Here is a 25901-nt window from a genome sequence, read left to right on the forward strand (position 1 = left end):
GGCCCCGCCGATCCCGCGACCCCCGTTTCAGACCACAGACTTACAACCCTGAGAGGGATTGACGCATAGTGCTCGACGTCAACTTCTTCGACGAGCTCCGGATCGGCCTGGCCACCGCTGACGACATCCGTCAGTGGAGCCACGGCGAGGTCAAGAAGCCCGAGACGATCAACTACCGCACGCTCAAGCCCGAGAAGGACGGACTCTTCTGCGAGAAGATCTTCGGTCCGACCCGGGACTGGGAGTGCTACTGCGGCAAGTACAAGCGCGTCCGCTTCAAGGGCATCATCTGTGAGCGCTGCGGCGTCGAGGTCACTCGCGCCAAGGTGCGCCGTGAGCGGATGGGCCACATCGAGCTGGCCGCTCCCGTCACCCACATCTGGTACTTCAAGGGCGTCCCGTCGCGCCTGGGCTACCTCCTCGACCTGGCGCCGAAGGACCTCGAGAAGGTCATCTACTTCGCCGCGTACATGATCACCTTCGTGGACGAGGAGCGCCGTACGCGCGACCTGCCCTCGCTGGAGGCCCACGTCTCCGTCGAGCGTCAGCAGATCGAGCAGCGCCGCGACTCCGACCTGGAGGCCCGCGCCAAGAAGCTCGAGACCGACCTGGCCGAGCTGGAGGCCGAGGGCGCCAAGGCCGACGTGCGCCGCAAGGTGCGCGAGGGTGCCGAGCGTGAGATGAAGCAGCTGCGCGACCGTGCGCAGCGCGAGATCGACCGCCTCGACGAGGTGTGGAACCGGTTCAAGAACCTCAAGGTCCAGGACCTGGAGGGCGACGAGCTGCTCTACCGCGAGCTGCGCGACCGCTTCGGCACCTACTTCGACGGCTCGATGGGCGCCGCCGCGCTCCAGAAGCGCCTGGAGTCCTTCGACCTCGACGAGGAGGCCGAGCGCCTCCGCGAGATCATCCGCACCGGCAAGGGCCAGAAGAAGACCCGTGCGCTCAAGCGCCTCAAGGTCGTCTCCGCGTTCCTGCAGACCAGCAACAGCCCCAAGGGCATGGTCCTTGACTGCGTGCCGGTCATCCCGCCGGACCTGCGTCCGATGGTGCAGCTGGACGGTGGCCGCTTCGCGACCTCCGACCTGAACGACCTGTACCGCCGTGTCATCAACCGCAACAACCGCCTGAAGCGGCTTCTCGACCTCGGCGCGCCCGAGATCATCGTGAACAACGAGAAGCGCATGCTCCAGGAGGCCGTGGACGCGCTCTTCGACAACGGCCGCCGCGGCCGCCCGGTCACGGGCCCCGGCAACCGCCCGCTGAAGTCGCTGTCCGACATGCTCAAGGGCAAGCAGGGCCGCTTCCGTCAGAACCTGCTCGGCAAGCGAGTCGACTACTCGGCGCGTTCCGTCATCGTCGTCGGCCCGCAGCTGAAGCTGCACCAGTGCGGTCTGCCCAAGGCCATGGCGCTGGAGCTCTTCAAGCCGTTCGTGATGAAGCGCCTGGTCGACCTGAACCACGCGCAGAACATCAAGAGCGCCAAGCGCATGGTCGAGCGCGGCCGCACGGTCGTGTACGACGTGCTGGAAGAGGTCATCGCGGAGCACCCGGTTCTGCTGAACCGTGCGCCCACCCTGCACCGCCTCGGCATCCAGGCCTTCGAGCCGCAGCTGGTCGAGGGCAAGGCCATCCAGATCCACCCGCTCGTGTGCACCGCGTTCAACGCGGACTTCGACGGTGACCAGATGGCCGTGCACCTGCCGCTGTCCGCGGAGGCGCAGGCCGAGGCCCGCATCCTGATGCTGTCCTCGAACAACATCCTCAAGCCGGCCGACGGCCGTCCGGTGACGATGCCGACCCAGGACATGGTCCTCGGTCTGTTCTTCCTCACCACCGACGGCGAGGGCCGGGACCTCAAGGGCGAGGGCCGTGCCTTCGGTTCCGCCGCCGAGGCGATCATGGCGTTCGACGCGGGCGACCTGTCGCTCCAGTCGAAGGTCGACATCCGCTTCCCGGTGGGCACCATCCCGCCCCGCGGCTGGGAGCCCCCGGCCCGCGAGGAGGGTGAGCCGGAGTGGCAGCAGGGTGACACCTTCACCCTGAAGACCACGCTGGGCCGCGCGCTCTTCAACGAGCTGCTGCCCGAGGACTACCCGTTCGTCGACTACGAGGTCGGCAAGAAGCAGCTCTCCGAGATCGTCAACGACCTCGCCGAGCGCTACCCGAAGGTCATCGTGGCGGCGACGCTCGACAACCTGAAGGCGGCCGGCTTCTTCTGGGCGACCCGTTCCGGCGTCACCGTGGCCATCTCCGACGTCGTCGTTCCCGAGGCGAAGAAGGAGATCGTCAAGGGCTACGAGGCGCAGGACGAGAAGGTCCAGAAGCAGTACGAGCGCGGTCTGATCACCAAGGACGAGCGCACGCAGGAGCTCATCGCGATCTGGACCAAGGCGACCAACGAGGTCGCCGAGGCGATGAACGACAACTTCCCGAAGACCAACCCGATCTTCATGATGGTGAACTCGGGTGCACGAGGCAACATGATGCAGATGCGTCAGATCGCCGGTATGCGTGGTCTGGTGTCGAACGCGAAGAACGAGACGATCCCGCGTCCGATCAAGGCGTCCTTCCGTGAGGGCCTGTCCGTGCTGGAGTACTTCATCTCCACGCACGGTGCCCGTAAGGGTCTGGCGGACACCGCTCTGCGTACCGCCGACTCGGGTTACCTCACGCGTCGTCTGGTCGACGTCTCCCAGGACGTCATCATCCGCGAGGAGGACTGCGGCACCGAGCGCGGCCTCAAGCTGCCGATCGCCGTGCGCGACGCGGACGGCACGCTGCGCAAGGCGGACGACGTCGAGACCAGCGTCTACGCCCGCATGCTCGCCGAGGACGTCGTCATCGACGGCAAGGTGATCGCGCCGGCCAACGTCGACCTCGGTGACGTCCTGATCGACGCCCTGGTCGCCCACGGCGTCGAGGAGGTCAAGACCCGCTCGATCCTGACCTGTGAGTCGCAGGTCGGCACGTGCGCCATGTGCTACGGCCGCTCGCTGGCCACCGGCAAGCTGGTCGACATCGGTGAGGCGGTCGGCATCATCGCCGCCCAGTCCATCGGTGAGCCCGGCACCCAGCTGACGATGCGTACCTTCCACACCGGTGGTGTGGCCGGTGACGACATCACGCAGGGTCTGCCGCGTGTCGTCGAGCTCTTCGAGGCCCGTACCCCGAAGGGTGTCGCCCCGATCTCCGAGGCCTCCGGCCGCGTGCGGATCGAGGAGACCGAGAAGACCAAGAAGATCGTCGTCACCCCCGACGACGGCAGCGACGAGACGGCGTTCCCGATCTCCAAGCGTGCCCGTCTGCTGGTGGGCGAGGGCGACCACGTCGAGGTGGGCCAGAAGCTCACCGTGGGTGCCACCAACCCGCACGACGTGCTGCGCATCCTGGGTCAGCGTGCCGTCCAGGTCCACCTGGTCGGCGAGGTCCAGAAGGTCTACAACTCGCAGGGCGTGTCGATCCACGACAAGCACATCGAGATCATCATCCGGCAGATGCTGCGCCGCGTGACGATCATCGAGTCCGGCGACGCCGAGCTGCTGCCCGGCGAGCTGGTCGAGCGGACCAAGTTCGAGACCGAGAACCGTCGTGTGGTCCAGGAGGGCGGTCACCCGGCCTCCGGTCGTCCGCAGCTGATGGGTATCACCAAGGCCTCGCTGGCGACGGAATCCTGGCTGTCGGCCGCCTCCTTCCAGGAGACGACCCGAGTCCTGACGGACGCGGCGATCAACGCCAAGTCCGACAGCCTCATCGGCCTCAAGGAGAACGTCATCATCGGTAAGCTCATCCCGGCCGGTACGGGCCTGTCCCGCTACCGCAACATCCGGGTCGAGCCGACCGAGGAGGCCAAGGCCGCGATGTACTCGGCCGTCGGCTACGACGACATCGACTACTCGCCGTTCGGCACGGGCTCCGGCCAGGCCGTTCCGCTGGAGGACTACGACTACGGTCCGTACAACCAGTAGGCGGGCAGGTTGATACGACCGAAGGGCGGTCACCCCGAGTGGGTGGCCGCCCTTCGGCGTGTCAGCGCCCGCTCTCCAAGTGGGCCTGCAGGTGATGCAGCCGGGTGTGAAGGTCGGGGTGCGAGTCCAGCAGTCGTGCGACGACTCCCTCGTCCTTGGCCGGTAGGTCCAGAGCCGCGGCGTGGGCGCGTGCGGCCTCTTCGCGCTCGTGTTCCTTGCACAGCACTGTGATCAGCTGCGATGCGAAGCCGAGATTCGCAGCGTGCTCGTCGGCGCGCAGCTCGGCGCGTCGGGACACGGCGGCCGCCAGGTAGGGCGTGATGAAGGGCAGAAGGACCAGTCCGTACGTGGCCGTCGCGAGGGCGACCGTCACGGCGCCCACGAGTCCGATCAACACGGCCGCGGTGCCCACGGGAAGCCGGTCGACGCGGGAGGCGAGCACCCGGAGCAGACGCCAGGTGAGTCGGCCGGGCAGCACGTACCAGAAGGTGAGCAGTGAGGTCCAGGAGTGCCCTCGGCTGTGGTGGCCGAGTTCGTGGGCGAGGACGCCTGCGAGCTGCGCGGCCGGCAGGTGCCTGAGTGAGTGTCGGGTGACTCCGATGATGTGGCCGGCGGCGGCCATGGCGTTGACCCCATCACTGTCCTCGACCCAAAGATGGTATGCGGCCGAGTTCACCCCGGCACGTGCGGTGACCTCGCGCCATACGTGGCGCAGTACGCGGTCCTCGTCGGGGGTCGGATGGCGCAGGCCGAACAGGCGGCGGGCGAGTATTCGCTCGCAGGGGCGGTGGAAGACAAGCCCGCCACTCAGCACCCATGTGCCGCAGATGATCCACCAGGATGGTCCACCTAGCTTGTCGATGAGGTAGGCCGCCCCGCAGACGACGGTCAGACTCGCGCAGGCGTGCGGGAGATGCAGGGCCAGATGGCCGAGGGCGGTGGCGTCGACACCACGCTGATGTGCCGCGATGACGATTCTGCCGGGACGCGGCGGTAGGCCCTCGTCGTGTGGGGGCGGTGGTTCCGGTTCAGCCGGGTTGCCGTGCTCGGAGCTGATGGGCATGACGCTTCCTTCCGGTACGAGTGGGCGGCGCGGCAGAAGGCTGGCTCACGTGAGAAGCAGGGACGCGGGCAGCAGAAGCGCAGCGCAGCCGAAGGCGATCAGCCCCGCACGGATCCAGAAGTGCTTGCGGGCGGCGATGCCGCTCGTCTCGGCAAGGGCGATGAGCATGCCGTGAGCAGGGTCGCGTCCGGTGTCCGCCAGGGCGGCGGAAAGGCGTCCGGACCTGGATGCCCTTCGTACGTCGCCGAAGTAGGTGAGAGGCCGGCCGGGAGCCCAACGGCTGGGGCGGTAGCGGGGGACGACCGCGAGCAGGGCGGCCAGCAGGGCCGTCAGCAGCAGGGCCGTGCCGCCCCACCACAGCACAGCAGCCGGTGCCGGGAGCGGGGCCGGACGCCAACGGGAGTTGGCCAGCAATGCGGTGGGAACGCCGGCCGACAGACCGAGCGCCGCCACCAGGACGGCTGCTTTGGCGTCGGCCCGGGCTATCTCCGCTCGGAGGTCGGTGAGCAGGTGTGCGCCGGTTTCCAGCAGGACGGCGTCCGACGACGGGCCGGTCGTGCTCACGTGCCCGACTCCGGCGTCGCCACGGGAGGTGCCGACTCGCTCGCCGGTGGTTGCGTAACGGGGTAGGGCGGTGACTTCACCGCTGGTGCGGTGGCTCCCAGGATGGTGGTCATACGATCCGCGATGAGCTGGTGCGGCTCGTCCAGGTGGTGGTCCTCCAGCCGCTTGCTGTCCAGGGCCCGGTCGATCAGATGGAGCTGGGTCTCGACCAGTTTGGCCTGCTCGTCATGCAGGTGACCGAGGACCAGCTGGGTGTCGTCGGGGTGTACCGCCAGGTGCAGCGCGAGTGCGGCGACACCACCTCGTTCCAGGTGATGCTCGTAGAACCTGATCTTTTCCGCGGTGCGACTCGCCTCGTACGTCTGCTGAAGAACCGCCGCCTTGTGCTCGGGTGCCACGGCCTCCGCATCGTGCCGGGCGGCCCGCAGCCGCGCTTGGTGGTTCCGTTCGGACGCGTCGCGGCGCAGCCGGACCGAGCAAGCCGTACGCAGACCCAGATCCTCACCGAGCCACGAGGTGTCGTTCACCGCCTGCTGCACGGCCCGCTCGGCGGCCGCGCTCTCGTCGATGGCGTAACCACGACTGGCCGCACGAAGCACGGGAAGCACTCTGCGGGTGACGAGCCCCGGCACGTCCCGCTCCTGGCTGCGGACGAACCGCTCCGCATCCACGACGCGCCAGGTGATGTCCGCGGTGGCCTCGAACTCGAAACTGTCGACCTTGCTCGGCAGAAGCACGTTCAGCTGGAAGACGTGGGGGTCGGTGTCCACCTCGTACAGGGCGACAAAGCGCCTTGTGGAGGCGGGGCGGGCCGGTGGCGGGAAGGTCTCGTACAACCCGGTTCGTGTGACGCAGACCAGTGCGTAGTCGATGCGTCCCATGAAGCGGCGGCGGCCGATGTGGAAGCGGGGGAGTTGCCAGACGGTGCGGACCGGGTCCTCGATGGTGCGGGCCGGGGCCGGGGCCGGGGGCGGCGGTGGTTGCCGGAACCAGTCGAGCTCGTCAGGTTGCTGGGGGTGTTCCATGGTCTGCCTTCCGTGAGCGGTCAGGCGGGGGAGAGGCGCTTAAGCAGGCGGTCGGCAGCCGGGGAAGGGACGCCACCGGAGTCGCGGACCGTACGCAGCAGGTGGGTGATGCGCCGATGGTTGACGGCGGTTTCGGCGAGTTCGTACAGCAACGGGACGAGGGCCCGTTCCGACTCGGGGTCGGTGTCGGCCGCGCGTACCCAGCCGCGCAGTACGGCAAGGGCCTGCGCGGTGTGCGTCCGGTCGGCCAGGAGCGCGTCCCAGAACTGGACGAGGTGCCGCGTGGCCGTCCTGTTTCCGGCTGCCAGAGCCTCCCCGTACCAGTCGAGGACGATGGGGCGTCCGCTGTCTTCCTCCTTCGACTGGGTGCAGGCCTGGAAGAAGGCGAGCAGCGCGTATGGGCGGGCCGTACGGTCGGTGTGGTCCGGGTCGAGCTGCTTGGCGAGTTGGGCCAGCACGGGGTTCTTCACGGCGAGAAGCAGCAGTTCCAGGGCGTCCGCGAACTGCTTGGTCGCCTCCGACGGCTTGTCGTCCTCGGTATCGGCGTCGTTGTCGTCGGGCGGCTGCCGGCGAGCCGCGTCCAGGAGCGCTTCCAGGGCTTCCTCGTAGTGCACCGGACCCAGCAGGCCGAAGGCGCGGATGGCGGTCCAGCGGCGGCTCTCCACCTCGCCGGTGCACCATTCGTGGAGGATGCGCAGAACAGTGGGCACCTCCAGCAGCTGGGCCATGGTGAGCGCGTTGGCCGCCACCAGCCAGGAGTGGGAGTCTCGGGCGTCAGCCCACGGTTCGATGAGATGCGCCAGCGCGGACGAAAGGTCGAAGTGGGCGAGCTGGGCGGCGGCTGAGGCTGCCCTGGTCCGCACGAGAGGGCGGCGGTCCTCGGCGAGTTTGCGGAGCCACTCGGCGATTGCGGGCCGAGACGAGGGATGACGGTTCCACACCTCCTCCAGCAGTAGACGGGAGGTCCGCTCGTCGCGGAACCCGGCGAAGAAGGTGCCGATGACGGGGCCGTGTTCCGTGACCTCCGTAGCCACGTAGCCCGTGGCGCGGGCGAGTCGCAGTCGTTCCTCGCGCGAGGTGCCGAAGACGGGGATACGGGGAGGGAGGACGGGGTCCTCGATCTTCTGCAACCGCACGAACAGGCCGTCGCCGACCTCCGCGGCCACCGCGTACGGGGCCTTGTCGAAGACCGCGAGCGAGATGAGGAAAGCCTTCTCCCGCAGGATGGGCTCGGCCTCCACGAGCCAGCGGGAGACCTGGCCGCGCACGGCGGCTGCCCCGTATGCGGCCAGTCGCCGTTCGTCGGTCTGCCCGAGGTGCAGGGCGACGACTTCCTTCGCGAAGCGCTCGATCTGGCGCGGCGGGTGCTGCTGGGCGAGGAACTCCTTGACCGCCGCGCGTTCAAGCAGATGCGGCCAAGCGCTCTCGCCGGTTACCGGGGTTACGTGAGCGTGCAGGATGTCCTCGGCGGGCGGGGGGTCCCACCGTACGGAGGAGATGTCGCCCAGCGCCGCCGACGGCTCCACGGTGATCACCAGGTAGGCCCCACGGCGTTCCAGTTCCCGGCGCAGCGCCAGGAGGTGCGGTTGTCGCAGCGGGCGGTTGCGGCTGACGGTCAGATCGCACAGGACGTGACCCGCGCCGGTGTCCAACTGGTCGGAGAGCGCGGGGAAGGCCGTGGGCGGCTCCAGCTCGAAGAATCGGTCGAGGCCGAGCCGGTGCAGCAGCATCAACGCGGCGGTTCTGCGGCCCGTCTCCCGTCCGCCGGACAGGATGAGGAACCGCTCCGCCTTGAGTCGGGTGAGCACCTCGTCGAAGTCCTCAGCCTCCTGGAAGGCGCCGGCCAGTCTCTCCACCTCTGCCTCGGGGACGGGCCCAGGGGTGGCGACGGACGCTTCGGCTCGGCCGCCGCCGATGTGAAAGATCGTGTCGCCGTAGTGCGAGCCACCCGACTGCCCGAACTGGTCTCCGCCGACCAGGGTGGAGATGAACTCGGGGCCGTGCGCGATTAGGTCCCGGCGTGCTGCCCATGCCTTCTGGCGGGGTTGTTCCTGGCCTTCGGCAGACTCCCCTTGCTCTTTGCGCTCGCCGTCCTGCGCGGTCTCGTCGACCGGCTTGGCCGGGGCCGCCGCCTCCGCCTGACTCATCGGTGCTCGTCCCGTTCACGGCGGGTGAATTCGAACCGCTGGTCGCCGTGGACCGTGCCTCCGCTCACGCCGTACTGGTCGCCGTGCACGTAGGTGGTGGTCGCGGGCCTGGAGATGGCCGGGTCCGGGACCGGCGCAGAGTCCTCAGTGGCGGCCCGGGAGGCGTCTGCGTCGGACACGCCGTGCACCCAGGCCACCGTCGGTCCCTCCTTCGTCTCCACGGTGACGCGGCGGAAGTCGTCTGGACGTACGCCGAGCGGGCCGTGCCGCACGACTCCCGTGTAGATGCCGTCGGACACGCACAGCACACTGTGGTCGTCGCGCTGCTTGAGGGCGTTCCGCAGCGGGTCGGAGTTGAGGAGGCGCACGGCGTGATTGAGGTCCGAACCTACCCAGCCGTCGAGTTCGTCGATCGCGACGTACCCGGAGGACAGCACCATGCGCAACCGCATTTGGGCGCTGCTGGCGATCAGTCGGTTCTTGCTGTGCAGCAGGGCGGGAGCCTCGGTGAGCAGGGTCTTGACGAGCGCCGGGACCGAGGCCTGGACGTCAATGAGCTCCATCACCGAGTCACCGCGGTCCGCGCGCAGCCGCGCCGATTCGTCGATGCCAGCGGCGAGGAGCGTGGCGTCGACGACCTCGTACAGGAGTCGGCGCAGGAACGCCTGCTCCACGTCGTCGCGGGAGCCGAACTGCTCGATGTCGAAGAGGAGGATGGTGCGGTACAGGGGGTCCGTCATGGTTCTGCCTCTCGTGCTCGCTGATTGAGCAGCACGATGGCGGACGGACGACAGGTGTCAGAGGGCCGATGACACGGACCAAGTGTGACCGTGTGCACAGACGACAGCCTGCCCGGTGGGCTGTCAGGCGGGCTGTCCCCCGATGATGCGACGCAGGATGTCCGGGCGCAGGACGACGATGCGTCGGCGTCGGGTGACCACGACATGCCGGTCCCGCAGTTCCCTGAGGAGTCGGGCAACCGCCTCGCGCGAGGAGCCGACCGACCCGGCGAACTCCTGCTGGCTGAGTCCGATGGTCAGCTCGACCCCCTCGTCGGTGCGGGTTCCGTGCGTGCGGACTAGCTCCAGCAGGAGCACTGCCAGACGCTCACGTACCGTGAGGGCCGCCCACTCCAGCCGCCGACGGTCGGTCGAACGCTGCCGGTCGGTGGTCAGGCTCAGCAGCCGCAGGGCGGCTCCGGGGTGTGCCGTGAGGAAGGCGGTGAAGCGGGGCTCGTCGATGACGACCGCTTCGACGGCGTCGAGCGCGGTGACGGTCGCCGAACGATGACGCCCGCTGAGCGCTGCGCCCTCGCCCACGATGTCTCCTGGCCCTCGAAGGGCCAGGAGGGCTTCGTAGCCGTTCGCCGCGATCGCCGTCACCTTGGTCCAGCCGTGCAGCAGCAGGAGTACGTGGGAGGAGGGTTCGTCCTGGTGGAGGATGACGCTGCGGGCCCGGTAGCGCAGTGGCCGTCCGGCCCGGAGCAGGGCTGTGCGGTCCTCCTTCTCCAGCCGCGCGAGGAAGGGCACGCCGTCGTCGAACCCGTCGTCGTCCCAAGCGTGTGTACGTCCGCCGGTCATCCCGCCGCCCCCGCGTTCGCTGTGCCGATGCCGCACCCTGATAACCAGACAACGTACTTGACCAGGGCATACGGGCAACGGGCGACAATCGGCCGCCGTGGCTGAGACGGCCCTTCGGGCGCCTACGGCACGCCCAGTTCGAAGATGACGTAGTGGGCGTACCAGCCCGAGGCGATCGATGCCGTGGTGAAGAAGACGGCCAGGGTCGGCAGCTTCAGGCGGCTCAGGGCCGCGGCCGGGGCCAGCAGGAGAGGGAAGGCGGGGAGCAGGTAGCGCATGGTGTTGCCGAACATCTGCTGGGTGCCCAGGACCGTGATGATCGTCGCCAGGGTGTAGGCGACGAGCACCAGCGGGGGCTTCTTGCGCAGCATCAGGGCGATGAGGAAGGGCAGCGCCAGGACCAGCTGGAGGGAGAGCAGGTCCGGGGTGGAGAAGGCGAAGGGGTAGTCGCCGCGGCCCACCGCGAGGTTGCGCAGCACGTCCCAGGTGTAGGCGCCGTAGTCGAAGAAGTGCGCCCAGCCCTCGCGCTGGAGGGTGAAGTAGGCCGTGGCCTCGCCGGTGCTCCAGCCGACCCAGGCGATGTAGGAGAGCAGGCCGAGCGGCGCGACGAGCATCGCGTACACGGGGCCGCGTATGCCGTGCTCGCGCCGGGACGCGGGGCGGGCCAGCGTCACCAGCGCGGCGAGGCCCACGGCGCCTATGAGGACGGCGGAGGTGGGCCGGTTCAGGCCCGCGGTGAAGGCCAGCAGGCCCGCCGCCACCCAGCGCCCCTTCATCACGGCGTAGCAGGTCCAGGCGGCGAGGGCGACGAACAGGGACTCGGAGTACACCGCCCACTCGACGCCCGCGCCGGGCGCCACCGCCCACAGCCCGGCCGCGACGGTGCCCGCCCGCGCTCCGGCGATCAGCGAGATCACGGCGTAGATCCCGGCCGCCGCGATGAAGGAGGAGACGACGGAGACCAGGATTGCGGAGCCGTACAGGCCGAGGCCGGTGGACTCCGAGACCATGCGGATGAGCGCCGGGTAGAGCGGGAAGAAGGCGACCGAGTTCTGCTGGACCGTGAAGAGGCCGTCGCCGCCGAGCCGGACCAGGGCGGGGCTGTACCCGTGCTCGGCGACCTGGAGGTACCACCAGCCGTCCCAGGTGCCCAGCACGTCCCACCAGTGGGCGCCGCCGCCGAAACGCGGGTTCTTCCCGCGGAAGTCCCCGGCGTAGGTGAGCAGGGAGGCGAAGACCCCCAGGCCGACGAGTTTGGTGACGCCGTACAGCGCCAGCGGGGCCAGGTAGGGCCGGGCGCCGGCCGGGAGGGCGGGGGGCCAGCTCCGCCAGGAGCGTGCCGTGGTCTCGCCGGCCGGTCGTTCGCCGGTGCCGGCCGGCCCGTCGGTCACCGTGTCGTCGGCAGCCGTGTCCATGGCTGTCATCCCCCTCGGGCCACCCTCAACCGTCCATTGCTGCCATAAGATCGCACAAGAGTCGCACATCTGTACTCAAGGTCATGCGGAGGGAGGCGCGGTGCCCGAGGGACGGGACGCGGAGCGGCACGAACCGGTCGTGCTGTCGGTCGTCATTCCGATGTTCAACGAGGAAGACGTCCTGCCCGCGCTGGTCACCCGGCTGCGTCCGGTCCTGACGGAGCTGGGCGTCCCCCACGAGGTCGTCGCCGTCGACGACGGCAGCGGCGACCGCACGGCGGAGCTGCTCGACGCCTTCCGGCTGGGCTGGCCGGAGCTGCGCGTGATCGCCCTGCGGCGCAACTCCGGCCACCAGGCGGCCCTCACGGCGGGGCTCGACCGGGCCCGCGGCGCGTATGTGGTGAGCCTGGACGCAGACCTCCAGGATCCGCCGGAGAAGATCCCCGACATGCTGGCGCTGGCCCGCGCGGAGGGCCTCGACATCGTGTACGGGATCCGCGCGGACCGCAGCAGCGACTCCGGGTTCAAGCGGTGGACGGCGAGCGTCTACTACCGGCTCATGCGGCGTCTGGCGGGCCCGTCGGTCCCCGCCGAGGCGGGCGACTTCCGGCTGCTGAGCCGGGCCGCCGTGGAGGCGCTCAAGGCCCTCCCGGACCAGCAGCGGGTGTACCGCCTGCTGGTGCCCTGGCTGGGCTTCCCGAGCGGGCAGGTGACGTACGAGCGCGCGCCGCGTACGGCGGGCCGCACGAAGTACCCGCTGGGGCGGATGATCCGCCTGGCGGTCGACAGCGTCACCGGCTTCTCGGCGGCCCCGCTGCGCATCGCCACCTGGCTGGGCGGCGGCGCGTTCGTGGTCTGCCTGGGGCTGCTGGTCTACACGCTGACCGCGTTCGCCCTCGGCCGCACGGTCCCGGGCTGGACCTCGCTGTTCACCGGCATCGTCTTCATCGGCGCCGTGCAGCTGGTCTGCGTCGGCCTGCTCGGCGAGTACGTCGGGCGCATCTACACGGCTGTACAGAACCGGCCGACCTATTTCGTCCGCCACGACACGGCGGCACCCGCACCCGCACCCGGACCCGCGCCCGCGACCGGACCCGCCCCCGCGCCCGCCGACGCGGACGCCGACGCGCCGAGCGTCCCGCTGCCGCGGGCCTGAGGCGGCTCCTGGCGATCAGGACAAAGAGGGGTGAACCGGGCGGGTATGCCGGTGACGCCCATTTGTTTTGACCGCAGCGAATGCGCTAGGTACGCTCAGACCTTGTGCCTGGGGTGTGCCCTGGCCCTCGTGCGTGTCTACAGCCGCACCGGGGCCGTGTGTGGCCACCGCATTTCGCGTCTCCTTCCGCCTCGCGGGCGGAGTTCGCGACTTCGACACACCCGACCGCGTGGGTCGGTGACGTTCCAGGTTAGCTTCACCATTCGGCACACAGAAACCGGAGAAGTAGTGCCTACGATCCAGCAGCTGGTCCGCAAGGGCCGGCAGGACAAGGTCGAGAAGAACAAGACGCCCGCACTCGAGGGTTCGCCCCAGCGTCGCGGCGTCTGCACGCGTGTGTTCACGACCACCCCGAAGAAGCCGAACTCGGCCCTGCGTAAGGTCGCGCGTGTGCGTCTGACCAGTGGGATCGAGGTCACCGCTTACATTCCGGGTGAGGGGCACAACCTGCAGGAGCACTCCATCGTGCTCGTGCGCGGCGGCCGTGTGAAGGACCTGCCGGGTGTTCGTTACAAGATCATCCGCGGCTCCCTCGACACCCAGGGTGTCAAGAACCGCAAGCAGGCCCGCAGCCGCTACGGCGCCAAGAAGGAGAAGTAAGAATGCCTCGTAAGGGCCCCGCCCCGAAGCGCCCGGTCATCATCGACCCGGTCTACGGTTCTCCTCTGGTGACCTCCCTGATCAACAAGGTGCTGCTGAACGGCAAGCGCTCCACCGCCGAGCGCATCGTCTACGGCGCCATGGAGGGTCTGCGCGAGAAGACCGGCAACGACCCGGTCATCACGCTCAAGCGCGCTCTCGAGAACATCAAGCCGACCCTCGAGGTCAAGTCCCGCCGTGTCGGTGGTGCGACCTACCAGGTCCCGATCGAGGTCAAGCCGGGCCGTGCGAACACGCTCGCCCTGCGCTGGCTGGTCGGTTACTCCCGCGCCCGTCGCGAGAAGACCATGACCGAGCGTCTGCTCAACGAGCTCCTCGACGCCTCCAACGGCCTGGGTGCCGCTGTGAAGAAGCGCGAGGACACGCACAAGATGGCCGAGTCCAACAAGGCCTTCGCGCACTACCGCTGGTAGTCGCTACCCACATCGAGACCGAGAGAAGACTGAAGCCTTATGGCTACCACTTCACTTGACCTGGCCAAGGTCCGCAACATCGGGATCATGGCCCACATCGACGCGGGCAAGACGACCACCACCGAGCGGATCCTGTTCTACACCGGTGTGTCGTACAAGATCGGTGAGGTCCACGACGGCGCCGCCACGATGGACTGGATGGAGCAGGAGCAGGAGCGTGGCATCACGATCACGTCTGCTGCGACCACCTGTCACTGGCCGCTCGAGGACAACGACTACACGATCAACATCATCGACACCCCGGGGCACGTCGACTTCACCGTCGAGGTGGAGCGCTCCCTGCGTGTGCTCGACGGTGCCGTGACCGTGTTCGACGGTGTCGCCGGTGTCGAGCCGCAGTCCGAGACGGTGTGGCGTCAGGCCGACCGTTACGGCGTGCCGCGTATCTGCTTCGTGAACAAGCTGGACCGTACCGGCGCCGAGTTCCACCGCTGCGTGGAGATGATCTCGGACCGCCTGGGCGCCCAGCCGCTCGTCATGCAGCTCCCGATCGGCGCCGAGGCCGACTTCAAGGGCGTCGTGGACCTGGTCCGCATGAAGGCGCTCGTGTGGTCCGCCGAGGCCGCCAAGGGCGAGATGTACGACACCGTCGACATCCCGGCCACGCACACCGAGGCCGCCGAGGAGTGGCGCGGCAAGCTGGTCGAGGCCGTCGCGGAGAACGACGAAGAGGTCATGGAGCTGTTCCTGGAGGGCCAGGAGCCCACCGAGGAGCAGCTGTACGCCGCGATCCGTCGCATCACCATCGCCTCCGGCAAGTCCAGCGACACCACGGTCACCCCGGTGTTCTGCGGCACCGCGTTCAAGAACAAGGGCGTCCAGCCCCTGCTCGACGCGGTCGTGCGCTACCTGCCGACCCCGCTCGACGTCGAGGCCATCGAGGGCCACGACGTCAAGGACCCCGAGGTCGTCGTCAAGCGCAAGCCGTCGGAGGACGAGCCGCTCGCCGCGCTCGCCTTCAAGATCATGAGCGACCCGCACCTCGGCAAGCTCACCTTCGTCCGGGTGTACTCCGGCCGCCTGGAGTCCGGCACCGCGGTGCTGAACTCGGTCAAGGGCCGCAAGGAGCGCATCGGCAAGATCTACCGCATGCACGCCAACAAGCGTGAGGAGATCGAGTCGGTGGGCGCCGGTGACATCGTCGCCGTCATGGGCCTGAAGCAGACCACCACCGGTGAGACGCTGTCCGACGACAAGAGCCCGGTCATCCTGGAGTCCATGGACTTCCCGGCGCCGGTCATTCAGGTCGCCATCGAGCCCAAGTCGAAGGGCGACCAGGAGAAGCTCGGCGTCGCGATCCAGCGCCTGGCCGAGGAGGACCCGTCCTTCCAGGTCCACACCAACGAGGAGACCGGCCAGACCATCATCGGTGGTATGGGCGAGCTGCACCTCGAGGTGCTGGTCGACCGCATGCGCCGTGAGTTCAAGGTCGAGGCCAACGTCGGTAAGCCGCAGGTCGCCTACCGTGAGACGATCCGCAAGACCGTCGAGCGCGTGGACTACACCCACAAGAAGCAGACCGGTGGTACCGGTCAGTTCGCCAAGGTGCAGATCGCGATCGAGCCGATCGAGGGCGGCGACGCCTCGTACGAGTTCGTGAACAAGGTGACCGGTGGCCGCATCCCGAAGGAGTACATCCCTTCGGTGGACGCCGGTGCGCAGGAGGCCATGCAGTTCGGCATCCTGGCCGGCTACGAGATGACGGGCGTCCGCGTCACGCTCATCGACGGTGGCTACCACGAGGTCGACTCCTCCGAGCTCGCCTTCAAGATCGCCGGTTCGCAGGCCTTCAAGGAGGCCGCGCGCAAGGCTTCGCCCGTGCTCCTGGAGCCGATGATGGCCGTCGAGGTCACCACGCCCGAGGACTACATGGGCGACGTCATCGGCGACATCAACTCCCGCCGTGGCCAGATCCAGGCCATGGAGGAGCGGATGGGTGCCCGCGTCGTGAAGGGCCTCGTGCCGCTGTCGGAGATGTTCGGCTACGTCGGAGACCTCCGCAGCAAGACGTCGGGTCGCGCAAGCTACTCGATGCAGTTCGACTCCTACGCCGAGGTTCCCCGGAACGTCGCCGAGGAGATCATCGCGAAGGCCAAGGGCGAGTAACGGGCTACTCCGTTTAACGGACCCCGTTCTCACGCTTTAGGCTTGACCCCGGAGCCTGCATGGGGCATTCCGCCGTGAACCCGGCGGAATGCCCCCGGCACCCGGGCTTTCCAGCAAAGATCACCTGGCGCCGATGAGTAAGGCGTACAGAACCACTCCACAGGAGGACCCCAGTGGCGAAGGCGAAGTTCGAGCGGACTAAGCCGCACGTCAACATCGGCACCATCGGTCACATCGACCACGGTAAGACGACCCTCACGGCCGCCATTACCAAGGTGCTGCACGACGCGTACCCGGACATCAACGAGGCGTCGGCGTTCGACCAGATCGACAAGGCTCCCGAAGAGCGCCAGCGCGGTATCACCATCTCGATCGCGCACGTCGAGTACCAGACCGAGGCGCGTCACTACGCCCACGTCGACTGCCCCGGTCACGCCGACTACATCAAGAACATGATCACCGGTGCGGCGCAGATGGACGGCGCCATCCTCGTGGTCGCCGCCACCGACGGCCCGATGCCGCAGACCAAGGAGCACGTGCTCCTGGCCCGCCAGGTCGGCGTTCCGTACATCGTGGTCGCCCTGAACAAGGCCGACATGGTGGACGACGAGGAGATCCTGGAGCTCGTCGAGCTCGAGGTGCGTGAGCTCCTCTCCGAGTACGAGTTCCCGGGCGACGACGTTCCCGTCGTCAAGGTCTCCGCTCTGAAGGCCCTCGAGGGCGACAAGGAGTGGGGCAACTCGGTCCTCGAGCTCATGAAGGCCGTGGACGAGGCCATCCCGGAGCCCGAGCGCGACGTCGACAAGCCGTTCCTGATGCCGATCGAGGACGTCTTCACCATCACCGGTCGCGGTACGGTCGTCACCGGCCGTATCGAGCGTGGTGTCCTCAAGGTCAACGAGACCGTCGACATCATCGGCATCAAGACCGAGAAGACCACCACCACGGTCACCGGCATCGAGATGTTCCGCAAGCTCCTCGACGAGGGCCAGGCCGGTGAGAACGTCGGTCTGCTGCTTCGTGGCATCAAGCGCGAGGACGTCGAGCGCGGCCAGGTCATCATCAAGCCCGGTTCGGTCACGCCGCACACCGAGTTCGAGGCCCAGGCCTACATCCTGTCGAAGGACGAGGGTGGCCGTCACACCCCCTTCTTCAACAACTACCGTCCGCAGTTCTACTTCCGTACGACGGACGTGACCGGCGTCGTGACCCTCCCCGAGGGCACCGAGATGGTCATGCCGGGTGACAACACCGAGATGAAGGTGGAGCTCATCCAGCCCGTCGCCATGGAAGAGGGCCTGAAGTTCGCCATCCGCGAGGGTGGCCGGACCGTGGGCGCCGGCCAGGTCACCAAGATCAACAAGTAAGCTCCGCTTGCTTGTCGGTCGACCCGACCTGACATGGGCTGATGCCTGAGAGGGCCCGTACGACTTCGGTCGTACGGGCCCTTTCGCCGTTCCGCCGGTCTTCACCCCCGGAGTCCGGCGGCCGCCGCCGCCCGGCGGCGCAGGGCCAGGGATGCGGGGACCACCGAGGCGACCACCGCGAGCACCGCGCAGGCGCCCGCGGCCGTGCCGACCGCCGCCCACGGCATCACCGGCGCGGCGGGGACGGAGAGCAGGCCCAGCGCCGCCCCCGTCCCGGCCAGGTCGAGCCCGGCGACGACCAGCCCCAGGAGGGCACCGGCCGCGGCGACCGTCAGCGACTCGACGGCGACCAGGCGCAGCACCTGCCCGTCGGTGGCCCCGGCGAGCCGCAGGACCGCCAGGTCGCGGACCCGGTCGGACGTCGCCATCAGCAGGGTGTTGACCACGGAGATCCCCGTGTAGAGCAGGGCGATGCCGAGGACCAGGAGCAGGCCCGCCCGCGTCGCGCCCCCGGGCCCGGACGAGGCCGCCGCGGCCCACTCGTCCCCGCTCGCCACCCGTCCGCCGGACGCCGCCACCGCCTCGCGCAGCCCGGCGGCCACCGTGTCGGCGTCGGCTCCGTCGGCGAGGGCGACGTCCACCCGGTCGACGGGGGCTCCGGCGGCGTTGGCCGCGGTGACGTAGACGCCGTTGTCGCCGGTGCCGGTGCGCATCACCGCGGCGATGCGCAGCGTCCTCGCCGTGCCGTCCCCGAGCCGGACCCGCACGCTCCGGCCGACCGTGTGCTCCTCCCACTCCTCGTTCACGATGATCGAGTGGTCGTCCAGGGCCGTGACCCGCCCCTGCGCGAGCGGGAGGCGGGTGGTCGCCGCGAGGGCACCCGGGTCGGCGACGGCTCGCGCGTCGGACCGGATCAGGGCCACGCCGTCCTCCAGGACGGACACCGCGCTCGACGCGCTCGGCGAGATCCGCGCCCCGGGCACCGCGCGCAGGCGTTCCACGGCCGCCGCGTCGAAGCCTGCCCCGGACGGGGCCGTGGCCACGAAGGCGGCGGTGGTCCGCTCCCGGGCCTCGGCGGCCTTCGCCCCGTCCAGGGTCGCGACGGCGCCCAGCAGGGAGCCCGTGAGCGCGACCGTGACCAGCACGGGCGCCGCGAGGGCCGCGGTACGGCGGACCCCGGCCGCCGCGTTCTCCCGGACCAGCAGGCCCGTGGCGCCCGGCAGGCGGGCCGGCAGCCAGGTCAGCAGCCGGGTCAGCGGGCGCACCGCGACCGGGGCGAGCAGCGCGGCCGCGGCGATCAGCAACATCGGGCGCGTCACATAGGTCTTGCGGTGCAGCAGGTCGCCGGGGTCGTCCGCGAGGGCGAGGACGAGGGTCACCAGGGCGGTCAGCAGCAGCGCCGCTCCGAACAGCCACCGCCCCCGGGTCATCGCCCCGGTGTCCACCGACGCCTCCCGCAGCGCCTCGACCGGGGCGGTGCGGCCCGCCCGCCAGGACGCCGCGACCACGCCGCACAGGGCGACCAGCAGCCCGGCCCAGAAGGCCAGGTGAAAGGGCCAGGTGTGGCCGCCGACGCGGAACCAGGCCGGGGCCAGGCCCTCGCCGACCACCCAGCTCACCAGCGGCGGCGCACCGTACGCGCCGAGCACACAGCCCGTGCCGGAGGCGAGTACGCCGACCAGCGCGGCCTCGGCGACCACCGCCCGGCGCAGCTGTCCCGGCGTCGCCCCCGCCGTGCGCAGCAGCCCGAACTCCCGGCGCCGCTGGGCGACCGCGAAGGCGAACGTGGACGCCACGACGAACACCGAGACGAACGCCGTGACGCCGCCGGCCGTGCCGAACAGGGCGTTCAGCGCGGTCAGCGCCTCGGCGTCCCGGCCGGGATCGGCGTCCGCGTACCGCCGCTCGTCCCCGGTGAGCACCCGGACACCCGCGCTGCCCGGCACCGCGTCCCGTACGGCGTCCCGTACCGCCTCCCGTACGGCGGACGCCTCCGCGTCGATGGCCGACTGGACGCTGAGCGGGGCGAGTTCGGCGGCCCGCGCGTCGGTGAAGAAGACGGCGTCCTCGAACCCGAGGCCTTGCACGGTCCCCGCCACCCGCAGGGTGCCCCGGTCCGTGCGGACCCGCTCGCCCGGCGCGGCCCAGCCGCCGGTGACGACGACCTCGTCGGCGGTGCGGGGCGCGCGGCCCGCGTCGATCCGGTACGGGGCGAACGCGGCGGTGGACCAGGGGTGGCCCACCAGCTCACCGGGGCCGTGCCCGCCCCGGACGCGCACCGGGAAGGACCGGTCCTCGACGACGGTGCCGAGCCGCTCCAGCCGGGCCACGACCGCGTCTGGCACCGCACGCGGTCGCGCCAGCTCCTCCGTACGCTCCCCGGACGGGGTCGGCACCCGCAGGGTGTCCTGCCCCCGCACCACCACCGGCGCGGCGGCGAACCGTTCCGGCACCCGGTCGGGCGCGTCCAGCGAGGCGGCCAGAGCAAGGCCCGTGAGGGTCAGCAGCGCGACCCCCAGGGCCAAGGCGACGAAGCTCCCGACGAAAGAGACCCAACGGGCGCGCAGGGTGCACAGGGTGAGGGTCAGCACGGGGCGGCCTCCGGCCGGGACGGGTGAGCGGTGGGGCCGGCGTGCGTCGGTGCCGGTGGCGGGGCGGCCTCCAGGCCGGTCATGCGGGCGGCGATGGCGTCGGCCCCGGCGCCGGTCAGTTCGTCGTGGACGCGGCCGTCGACGAGGAACATGACGCGGTCGGCGCGGGCGGCGGCCACCGGGTCGTGGGTGACCATGACGACCGTCTGGCCGTCGGCGTCGACCATGCCCCGCAGCAGGGTCAGCACCTCGCGGCCGGTGTGGGAGTCCAGCGCCCCCGTCGGCTCGTCGGCGAACAGCACCTCAGGGCGGGTGATCAACGCGCGGGCCAGGGCCACGCGTTGCTGCTGGCCGCCGGACAGCTCGGTGGGCCGGTGCCCGGCGCGGTCGGCGAGACCGACCCGGCCCAGTACCTCGCGCACCCGGCCGCGGGGCGGGCGGCGGCCGGACAGCCGCAGGGGGAGCGCCACGTTCTGCTCGGCGGTCAGGGACGGCAGCAGGTTGAACGCCTGGAAGACGAAGCCGACGCGTTCCCGGCGCAGCAGCGTCAGCCGCCGCTCGCTCAGCCCGGTCAGCTCGGTGCCGCCGAGGAGGACCGACCCCGAGGTGGGCCGGTCGAGACCGGCGGCGCACTGCAGGAGGGTCGACTTGCCCGAGCCGGAGGGGCCCATCACCGCGGTGAACGTGCCCCGGGCGAAGGCGGCGGAGACGGCGTCGAGGGCCGTCACCGCGCCGTCGCCCGTCCCGTACCGCCGGCTGACGGAGCGCAGCCGTACCGCATCGTCGTTCATCCTGTTCCCCTCGTTCGGAGCCGGTCCTCGGTGCCCGGCTCGCTGACCGGCACCACGAAACCGCCCGCGACCGCCCCGGCGCAGTGCGGCAGGGGTGAGAACGGGGGTAGGGCGGGCCATACCCCCCAGACGCCCACTGGGCCGATGGCCGCGCCGCACGCACGGGTCCTACGGTGATCCGCATGCACCCCGGCCCCGACCCCCGCTCCCGTCCCCGTCCCGGTCCCGGTCCCGGCACCGTGTGGCAGGCCCTGTCCGCCCGCGGCTACCTGCGCTCGGCCTGGCCCTGGCGCGCCGTCGCCTATCTGGTGACGGGGGCGGTGGCCGGGGCCGTGGTCCTGGTGGTGCTCGTGGCCGCCCTCGCCCTCGCAGGCGTACTCACCGTGGTCCTGGTGGGCCTGCCGCTGCTGGTGCTCACCGCCCTGGCCGGCATCCCCGTGGCCCGCCTGGAACGGGACCGGCTGCGTCTGGTCGACCGCATCCCGGTCCCCGCCCGGCCTGTACGGCAGCCGCCCGCCACCGGCCCCTGGCCCTGGCTGGTCACCCGGCTGCGCGAGCGGGCGACCTGGCGGGAGCTGGGCCACGCGCTGCTGTTCGCCCTGCTGCTCTGGCCGCTGGACGCCCTGGTCCTCGCGCTCGCCCTGGCGGCACCCCTCCACCTCGCCGCCACCCCGCTGCTGATGGCCACGTTCGGCGGCGGCGAGGAGGCCAAGGTCCTCAAGCAGTGGACGGTCACCACCTGGCCGGCCGCATTCGGCGTCGCGGTGCTCGGGCTGCTGCTCCTCGCCCTCGGCGGCTACGCGCTGGGTCTCGCGGCGGGCGCGCGGGCCGAGCTGGCCCGCGTCCTCGTCGCCGCCCCGCGCGAGGGCGATCCGGAGACCAGGGTCGTCGAACTCACCCGCTCCCGGGTGCGGTTGGTGGACGCCTTCGAGGCCGAGCGGCGCCGGATCGAACGCGACCTGCACGACGGCGCCCAGCAGCGCCTGGTCGCCCTGACGATGGCCCTCGGCCTGGCCCGCCTGGACGCCCCGCCGGGACCGCTGGCCGACCAGCTCGCCAAGGCGCACGGCGAGGCGGGCCACGCCCTGGAGGAACTGCGCGAACTCATCCACGGCATCCACCCCAAGGTCCTCGCCGACTACGGCCTGCCTGCGGCCGTCGCCGACGCCGCCGACCGCTCCGCCGTCCCCGTCGACGTCGCCCTGGAACTGCCCGGACGGCTGCCCCAGGCGGTCGAGGCCGCCGCCTACTTCGTGGTCCGCGAGGCCCTGGCCAACGTCGGCAGGCACAGCGGCGCCGCCCGCGCGGAGGTGACCGGCGGCCACCGCGACGGACGGCTCGTGCTGCGCGTCCGCGACGACGGCCGGGGCGGGGCCGACGCCGCGGCGGGCAGCGGGCTGACCGGGCTCGCCGACCGGGTGTCGGTCCTGGATGGCAGACTCTCCCTGTCCAGTCCGCCGGGCGGACCGACCCTGCTGAGCGTGGAGATTCCTTGCGATCCGTGCGGCCCCCTCGACCCCTGCGCGTAGTGCTGGCCGAGGACAGCGTGCTGCTGCGGGACGGCCTCACCGGCCTGCTCACCCGCTTCGGTCACGAGGTCGTGGCGGCCGTCGGCGACGCGGAGGCCCTCGTCGCGGCCGTGCGGGAGCACGTCCCGGACGTCGTCGTCACCGACGTCCGCATGCCGCCCGGCTTCCAGGACGAGGGCCTGCACGCGGCCGTGCGGCTGCGCGAGGAGCGGACCGCCCTGCCCGTCCTGGTCCTCAGCCAGTATGTCCAACGGGCCTACGCGGCCGGGCTGCTGGACTCCGGCGACGGCACCGGCGTCGGCTATCTGCTCAAGGACCGCGTCGGCCAGGTCGAGGAGTTCGTCGACGCGCTGGCCGAGGTCGCGGACGGCGGCACGGTCGTCGACCCGGAGGTGGTACGCCAGTTGCTGCGCCGCCGCCGGGACCCGCTGGAGCGGCTCAGCCCGCGCGAGCGCGAGGTGCTCGCGCTGATCGCGGAGGGCAGGTCCAACGCGGCCATCGCCCGCGAACTCGTCGTCTCCGAGGCGGCCGTGGGCAAGCACATCGGCAGCATCCTCACCAAGCTCGACCTGCCCCCGGCGGCCGAGACCCACCGCAGGGTGCTGGCGGTGCTGACGTATCTGCGGGCCTGACGCGGTCCGGCCTCGCGCGGCGAACGAAGGTGTACGGGTTCGGTCACGAATCCCTCACCTGGCGGCACTTTCCTTCCACAGGGCGGCACGATTGATCGCCGAAAGCCCGCCCCGGCCCGTACCCGCTGGGCACCGTCACCAGGAAAGTGAGCCCGTGAGTTCCGTCCCGCCTTCCGGCCGTTCCGACGACGAGCCGGCCCCCTCGATCTCCGACGAGCAGTTGGAGGCGTTCCTGCGCGAGGCCGCCGAAGGCGGTGCCGCCGCCGCGCCCAAGGAGCCGTCGGCGCGTGCGCGGATGGTGGCCCGGCGGCTGCGCGAGGAGGAGGCGCCGACGCCGTGGCGTGCCCCCCGGCGCACCCCGGAGGGCGGCCGCCCGCGTCGGCGCCTGGTCGGTGCGGTCGTCGGGGTCCTGGTGCTGGCGGCGCTCGCGGTGGTCGCCGTACGGCCTTCGCTGCTCACGGACCGGCTGCCCGGCGGGGACGACGCCTCCGCGCCGCCGACCCTGGCGGCCGAGACGGGGAGGCCGACCGGCGCCCCCGGCGAGCCCGCCGGGTCGGAGCGGGCCACCCGCGAGCACCCGTTCCGCGGCTCGCCCGCCGAGCGGTGGGCCGAGGGCGCCGACGTCATCGAGGTGCCGCGGGCGAAGGCGCTGTCCGGCATGAGCGAGGACGACGTGGCGTTCGCGCTGCGCCGCACCAAGGAACTCCTGGTCGCCGCCAACCTGGACCCCGCCGTACTGCGCGGCGGACACCCGGACGAGGCGCTGGACGTCCTCGACCCCAAGCAGCCGGAGCTGCTGCCGAAGCTGCGCCGCTCCCTGAGCAGCCCCGACGTGGACCACGACCCGCTCCGCCTCTTCACCCGCTTCGACCCGGCCGAGACCCGCCTGGCCGGTGACGTCGTCAAGGTCCGCGGCCGTATGACGCTCGCCGCCGGTGAGCCGGGCGTGGTCAAGGTCAACGCGGACTACACCTTCGTCTACCCGCTGGTGCGGGCCCACGACGCCGACGGACCGGTCGCGCGCACCATCATCCGCCGCGTGCTCACCCTGACCCTGAACGACCCGGCCAGGTGGAACGTGACCGAGGGCAAGCTCCTGGTGGAGAAGTACTTCTCCGAGTACGGCAACACCGACTGCGACGTCCACGACGGCTTCCTGCACCCCGGCTTCCCCGACGACGACGGTCCCAGCGGCGCGCGGCCCACCGGCCCCCTCACCGACCCCTACGACCGGAGCCGCCCCCTCACCGGCTCCGGATCGGGAGGCTGCGGCCAGGTCACCCGTACCTGAGGCGTCACCCGTACCCGAGACAGACGTGACCGGGCCCGGGCGCTCTCCCTCACGCACGCCCGGGACCCGTCCCCCGTTGTCCCCTGTGGGGGTCAGTGGGGTGTCACACCCGCTGCCAGAGCGCGGGAACGTTCGGCGGCTCCCAGCCCGCGTAGGCCTGGTGGCCCTGCAGGCAGCGGTAGGTGGCGCCGCCGTACGTCACGGTGTTTCCGGCCTGGTAGACCGTGCCGGCCGCCCAGGTGCCGCCGGGCTCGCCGGGCTCCTCGCCGCCGTCGCCGCCGGTCGTCTTGAGCGTGAGCCCGTAGTTCTGGAGCAGCGCGTTGATCGGCTGGAAGAAGGTCTCGCCGCCGGAGCGGCAGTCGCCGGACCCGCCCGAGGTGACGCCCTGCGCCTGGCTGCCGGAGATGTAGGAGCCGCCGGAGTCACCGGGCTCGGCGCACACCGTGGTCCTGGTGACCGGGGAGATGGTGCCTTCCGGGTAGGTGACGCTGGTGTTCAGCTGCCTGATGGTGCCGCAGTGCCAGCCGGTCGTCGAGCCGGAACGGCACACGGAGGCGCCGACCGTCGCTGCCGTGGAGCCGGTGACCTGGACGTTCTGCCCACCGGCACCGAGGACGTACGGGGTCGCCGTCCAGCTGGAGTTGGTGGCCACCCACGCCATGTCGCGGCCCGGGAAGATCGACCCCTGGAAGGTGCCCTGGGCCACCCGGTTGGCGCCCGTCGTACTGGCGCCGGTCCGGCCGCAGTGGCCCGCGGTGGCGAAGCCCTGCTGGGTGCCCTTGGTGACGGGGAAGCCGACCGAGCAGCGGCCGCTGTTGTTGATGTAGTACGCCTCGCCGCCGCGCAGGTCGTAGAAGGTGCGGGGCCGCTCGGTGCGGGACTCGACGCGGGCGAGGGACCGGTCGACACCGGCCGCCGCCAGCAGCGAACGGGCCGCGGCCGGACGGATCGCCTCGACGACGACGGTGTTGGTGCGGGTGTCGACGTACCAGACGGGCGCGTCGGCGGTGTTCAGGCCGGCCGCCGCCTTGTCCAGGCGGGCCTTGGCCGCGTCCAGGTCGGCGAGCGAGTGGCGTACGACCTTCGCCTCGGCGCCGCGCGCCTCGATCGCGGCGACGTCGTCCGCGTCGGTCGTCGCCACGGTCAGGGTGGCGGACTCGGCACCGCGCACCCACGCGCCCGCGAAGTCGCCGCCGAGCGCGGCCCGCAGCCGGCCCGCCGTGGCTCCGGCCTCGGCCTCGTTGACCAGGCGGTGCTCCGCCTGCCGACGGTCGAGGCCGAGGTCCCGCTGCATGGCCTTGAGGAGAGCCGGGGGCGCGGCGTCGGTGCGCAGGGTCTCGGCTGCGGTGGGGGCGGGGTCGGCGGGTGCCGTCCCGGCGCTCGCGGAGCCGCTGAGCCCGGCCACGAGCAGGGCCGCGGTCGCGGCGACGGCGGCACCCACGGCTCTGTGGTGTCGTTGTCGGTGGGGCATGGGGGATCTCCT

Annotated in this window: 19 protein-coding genes; 9 read left to right on the forward strand and 10 right to left on the reverse strand. The window is 70.9% G+C overall.

The window, feature by feature from the left end; translation table 11 throughout:
- The first annotated feature begins 68 nt into the window (after positions 1–68).
- Positions 69–3968, forward strand: a complete 3900-nt coding sequence (locus ACGH52_RS22790; RefSeq protein WP_052839550.1) for a DNA-directed RNA polymerase subunit beta' — start codon at positions 69–71, stop codon at positions 3966–3968.
- A gap of 61 nt (positions 3969–4029) precedes the next feature.
- On the opposite strand, the gene ACGH52_RS22795 is transcribed toward ACGH52_RS22790, so the two are convergent.
- The 7 genes from ACGH52_RS22795 to ACGH52_RS22825 all read right to left on the reverse strand — a co-directional run bounded on the left by ACGH52_RS22795 (position 4030) and on the right by ACGH52_RS22825 (position 11771).
- Positions 4030–5031 (reverse strand): M48 family metalloprotease, encoded by a 1002-nt coding sequence (locus tag ACGH52_RS22795; RefSeq protein ID WP_399941920.1) that lies wholly within the window; start codon positions 5029–5031, stop codon positions 4030–4032.
- Positions 5032–5076: 45 nt separating this feature from the next.
- Positions 5077–5595: a Pycsar system effector family protein gene (locus ACGH52_RS22800; protein WP_399941923.1), complete on the reverse strand. Its 519-nt coding sequence runs from the start codon at positions 5593–5595 to the stop codon at positions 5077–5079.
- Positions 5592–6620, reverse strand: a complete 1029-nt coding sequence (locus ACGH52_RS22805; protein ID WP_399941926.1) for a hypothetical protein — start codon at positions 6618–6620, stop codon at positions 5592–5594. The genes ACGH52_RS22800 and ACGH52_RS22805 overlap by 4 nt, the downstream gene beginning before the upstream one ends.
- Positions 6621–6640: 20 nt before the next feature.
- A complete protein-coding gene (locus tag ACGH52_RS22810) occupies positions 6641–8767 on the reverse strand; it encodes a hypothetical protein (RefSeq protein ID WP_399941928.1) in 2127 nt (708 codons plus the stop codon).
- Positions 8764–9507, reverse strand: a complete 744-nt coding sequence (locus ACGH52_RS22815; RefSeq protein ID WP_399941931.1) for a hypothetical protein — start codon at positions 9505–9507, stop codon at positions 8764–8766. The genes ACGH52_RS22810 and ACGH52_RS22815 overlap by 4 nt, the downstream gene beginning before the upstream one ends.
- A gap of 123 nt (positions 9508–9630) precedes the next feature.
- A complete protein-coding gene (locus tag ACGH52_RS22820) occupies positions 9631–10347 on the reverse strand; it encodes a Crp/Fnr family transcriptional regulator (protein ID WP_030145449.1) in 717 nt (238 codons plus the stop codon).
- A 122-nt stretch (positions 10348–10469) separates the two neighbouring features.
- Positions 10470–11771: a hypothetical protein gene (locus tag ACGH52_RS22825; RefSeq protein ID WP_399941934.1), complete on the reverse strand. Its 1302-nt coding sequence runs from the start codon at positions 11769–11771 to the stop codon at positions 10470–10472.
- A 91-nt stretch (positions 11772–11862) separates the two neighbouring features.
- On the opposite strand from ACGH52_RS22825, the gene ACGH52_RS22830 reads away from it, so the two are divergent.
- The 5 genes from ACGH52_RS22830 (at position 11863) to tuf (ending at position 17584) form a co-directional block, all read left to right on the forward strand.
- Positions 11863–12918: a glycosyltransferase family 2 protein gene (locus ACGH52_RS22830; RefSeq protein WP_399941937.1), complete on the forward strand. Its 1056-nt coding sequence runs from the start codon at positions 11863–11865 to the stop codon at positions 12916–12918.
- 288 nt (positions 12919–13206) lie between these two features.
- Entirely contained in the window at positions 13207–13578 is a 372-nt protein-coding gene (gene rpsL / locus ACGH52_RS22835) for a 30S ribosomal protein S12 (RefSeq protein ID WP_003948652.1), read from the forward strand.
- A gap of 2 nt (positions 13579–13580) precedes the next feature.
- Positions 13581–14051, forward strand: coding sequence for a 30S ribosomal protein S7 (rpsG, locus tag ACGH52_RS22840; protein ID WP_003974303.1), 471 nt, complete (start codon positions 13581–13583; stop codon positions 14049–14051).
- A 39-nt stretch (positions 14052–14090) separates the two neighbouring features.
- The gene (gene fusA / locus ACGH52_RS22845) at positions 14091–16217 is read left to right on the forward strand and encodes an elongation factor G (protein WP_076975839.1); all 2127 of its coding nucleotides are present in this window, start codon (positions 14091–14093) and stop codon (positions 16215–16217) included.
- Between the two features lie 173 nt (positions 16218–16390).
- On the forward strand, positions 16391–17584 hold the full coding sequence (gene tuf / locus ACGH52_RS22850) for an elongation factor Tu (protein ID WP_011029795.1): 1194 nt from the start codon (positions 16391–16393) through the stop codon (positions 17582–17584).
- Between the two features lie 101 nt (positions 17585–17685).
- Here tuf and ACGH52_RS22855 read toward each other — a convergent pair whose 3' ends face one another.
- Both ACGH52_RS22855 and ACGH52_RS22860 read right to left on the reverse strand, forming a co-directional pair.
- Positions 17686–20175: an ABC transporter permease gene (locus ACGH52_RS22855; RefSeq protein ID WP_399941941.1), complete on the reverse strand. Its 2490-nt coding sequence runs from the start codon at positions 20173–20175 to the stop codon at positions 17686–17688.
- On the reverse strand, positions 20169–20966 hold the full coding sequence (locus ACGH52_RS22860) for an ABC transporter ATP-binding protein (RefSeq protein ID WP_210974133.1): 798 nt from the start codon (positions 20964–20966) through the stop codon (positions 20169–20171). Before ACGH52_RS22860 ends, ACGH52_RS22855 begins: the two co-directional genes overlap by 7 nt.
- 182 nt (positions 20967–21148) lie before the next feature.
- On the opposite strand from ACGH52_RS22860, the gene ACGH52_RS22865 reads away from it, so the two are divergent.
- The 3 genes from ACGH52_RS22865 to ACGH52_RS22875 all read left to right on the forward strand — a co-directional run bounded on the left by ACGH52_RS22865 (position 21149) and on the right by ACGH52_RS22875 (position 24418).
- On the forward strand, positions 21149–22495 hold the full coding sequence (locus tag ACGH52_RS22865; protein WP_399941944.1) for a sensor domain-containing protein: 1347 nt from the start codon (positions 21149–21151) through the stop codon (positions 22493–22495).
- On the forward strand, positions 22495–23127 hold the full coding sequence (locus ACGH52_RS22870) for a response regulator transcription factor (RefSeq protein WP_121700615.1): 633 nt from the start codon (positions 22495–22497) through the stop codon (positions 23125–23127). Before ACGH52_RS22865 ends, ACGH52_RS22870 begins: the two co-directional genes overlap by 1 nt.
- Positions 23128–23281: 154 nt before the next feature.
- The gene (locus ACGH52_RS22875) at positions 23282–24418 is read left to right on the forward strand and encodes a hypothetical protein (RefSeq protein ID WP_399941947.1); all 1137 of its coding nucleotides are present in this window, start codon (positions 23282–23284) and stop codon (positions 24416–24418) included.
- Positions 24419–24521: 103 nt separating this feature from the next.
- Here the strand turns inward: ACGH52_RS22875 and ACGH52_RS22880 are convergent, their stop codons facing one another.
- Positions 24522–25889, reverse strand: a complete 1368-nt coding sequence (locus ACGH52_RS22880; RefSeq protein WP_210974131.1) for an alpha-lytic protease prodomain-containing protein — start codon at positions 25887–25889, stop codon at positions 24522–24524.
- Positions 25890–25901: the final 12 nt, after the last annotated feature.

The organism is Streptomyces sp. BBFR25 (assembly GCF_044590125.1).
GTDB classification, from domain to species: domain Bacteria; phylum Actinomycetota; class Actinomycetes; order Streptomycetales; family Streptomycetaceae; genus Streptomyces; species Streptomyces canus_D.

Coding starts and splice junctions, on each gene's coding strand:
- ACGH52_RS22865 (WP_399941944.1), top strand. CDS start 21,149: ATGCACCCCGGCCCCGACCCCCGCTCCCGTCCCCGTCCCGGTCCCGGT.
- ACGH52_RS22825 (WP_399941934.1), bottom strand. CDS start 11,771: ATGACAGCCATGGACACGGCTGCCGACGACACGGTGACCGACGGGCCG.
- ACGH52_RS22805 (WP_399941926.1), bottom strand. CDS start 6,620: ATGGAACACCCCCAGCAACCTGACGAGCTCGACTGGTTCCGGCAACCA.
- fusA (WP_076975839.1), top strand. CDS start 14,091: ATGGCTACCACTTCACTTGACCTGGCCAAGGTCCGCAACATCGGGATC.
- ACGH52_RS22810 (WP_399941928.1), bottom strand. CDS start 8,767: ATGAGTCAGGCGGAGGCGGCGGCCCCGGCCAAGCCGGTCGACGAGACC.
- ACGH52_RS22795 (WP_399941920.1), bottom strand. CDS start 5,031: ATGCCCATCAGCTCCGAGCACGGCAACCCGGCTGAACCGGAACCACCG.
- ACGH52_RS22860 (WP_210974133.1), bottom strand. CDS start 20,966: ATGAACGACGATGCGGTACGGCTGCGCTCCGTCAGCCGGCGGTACGGG.
- rpsG (WP_003974303.1), top strand. CDS start 13,581: ATGCCTCGTAAGGGCCCCGCCCCGAAGCGCCCGGTCATCATCGACCCG.
- ACGH52_RS22880 (WP_210974131.1), bottom strand. CDS start 25,889: ATGCCCCACCGACAACGACACCACAGAGCCGTGGGTGCCGCCGTCGCC.
- ACGH52_RS22815 (WP_399941931.1), bottom strand. CDS start 9,507: ATGACGGACCCCCTGTACCGCACCATCCTCCTCTTCGACATCGAGCAG.
- ACGH52_RS22820 (WP_030145449.1), bottom strand. CDS start 10,347: ATGACCGGCGGACGTACACACGCTTGGGACGACGACGGGTTCGACGAC.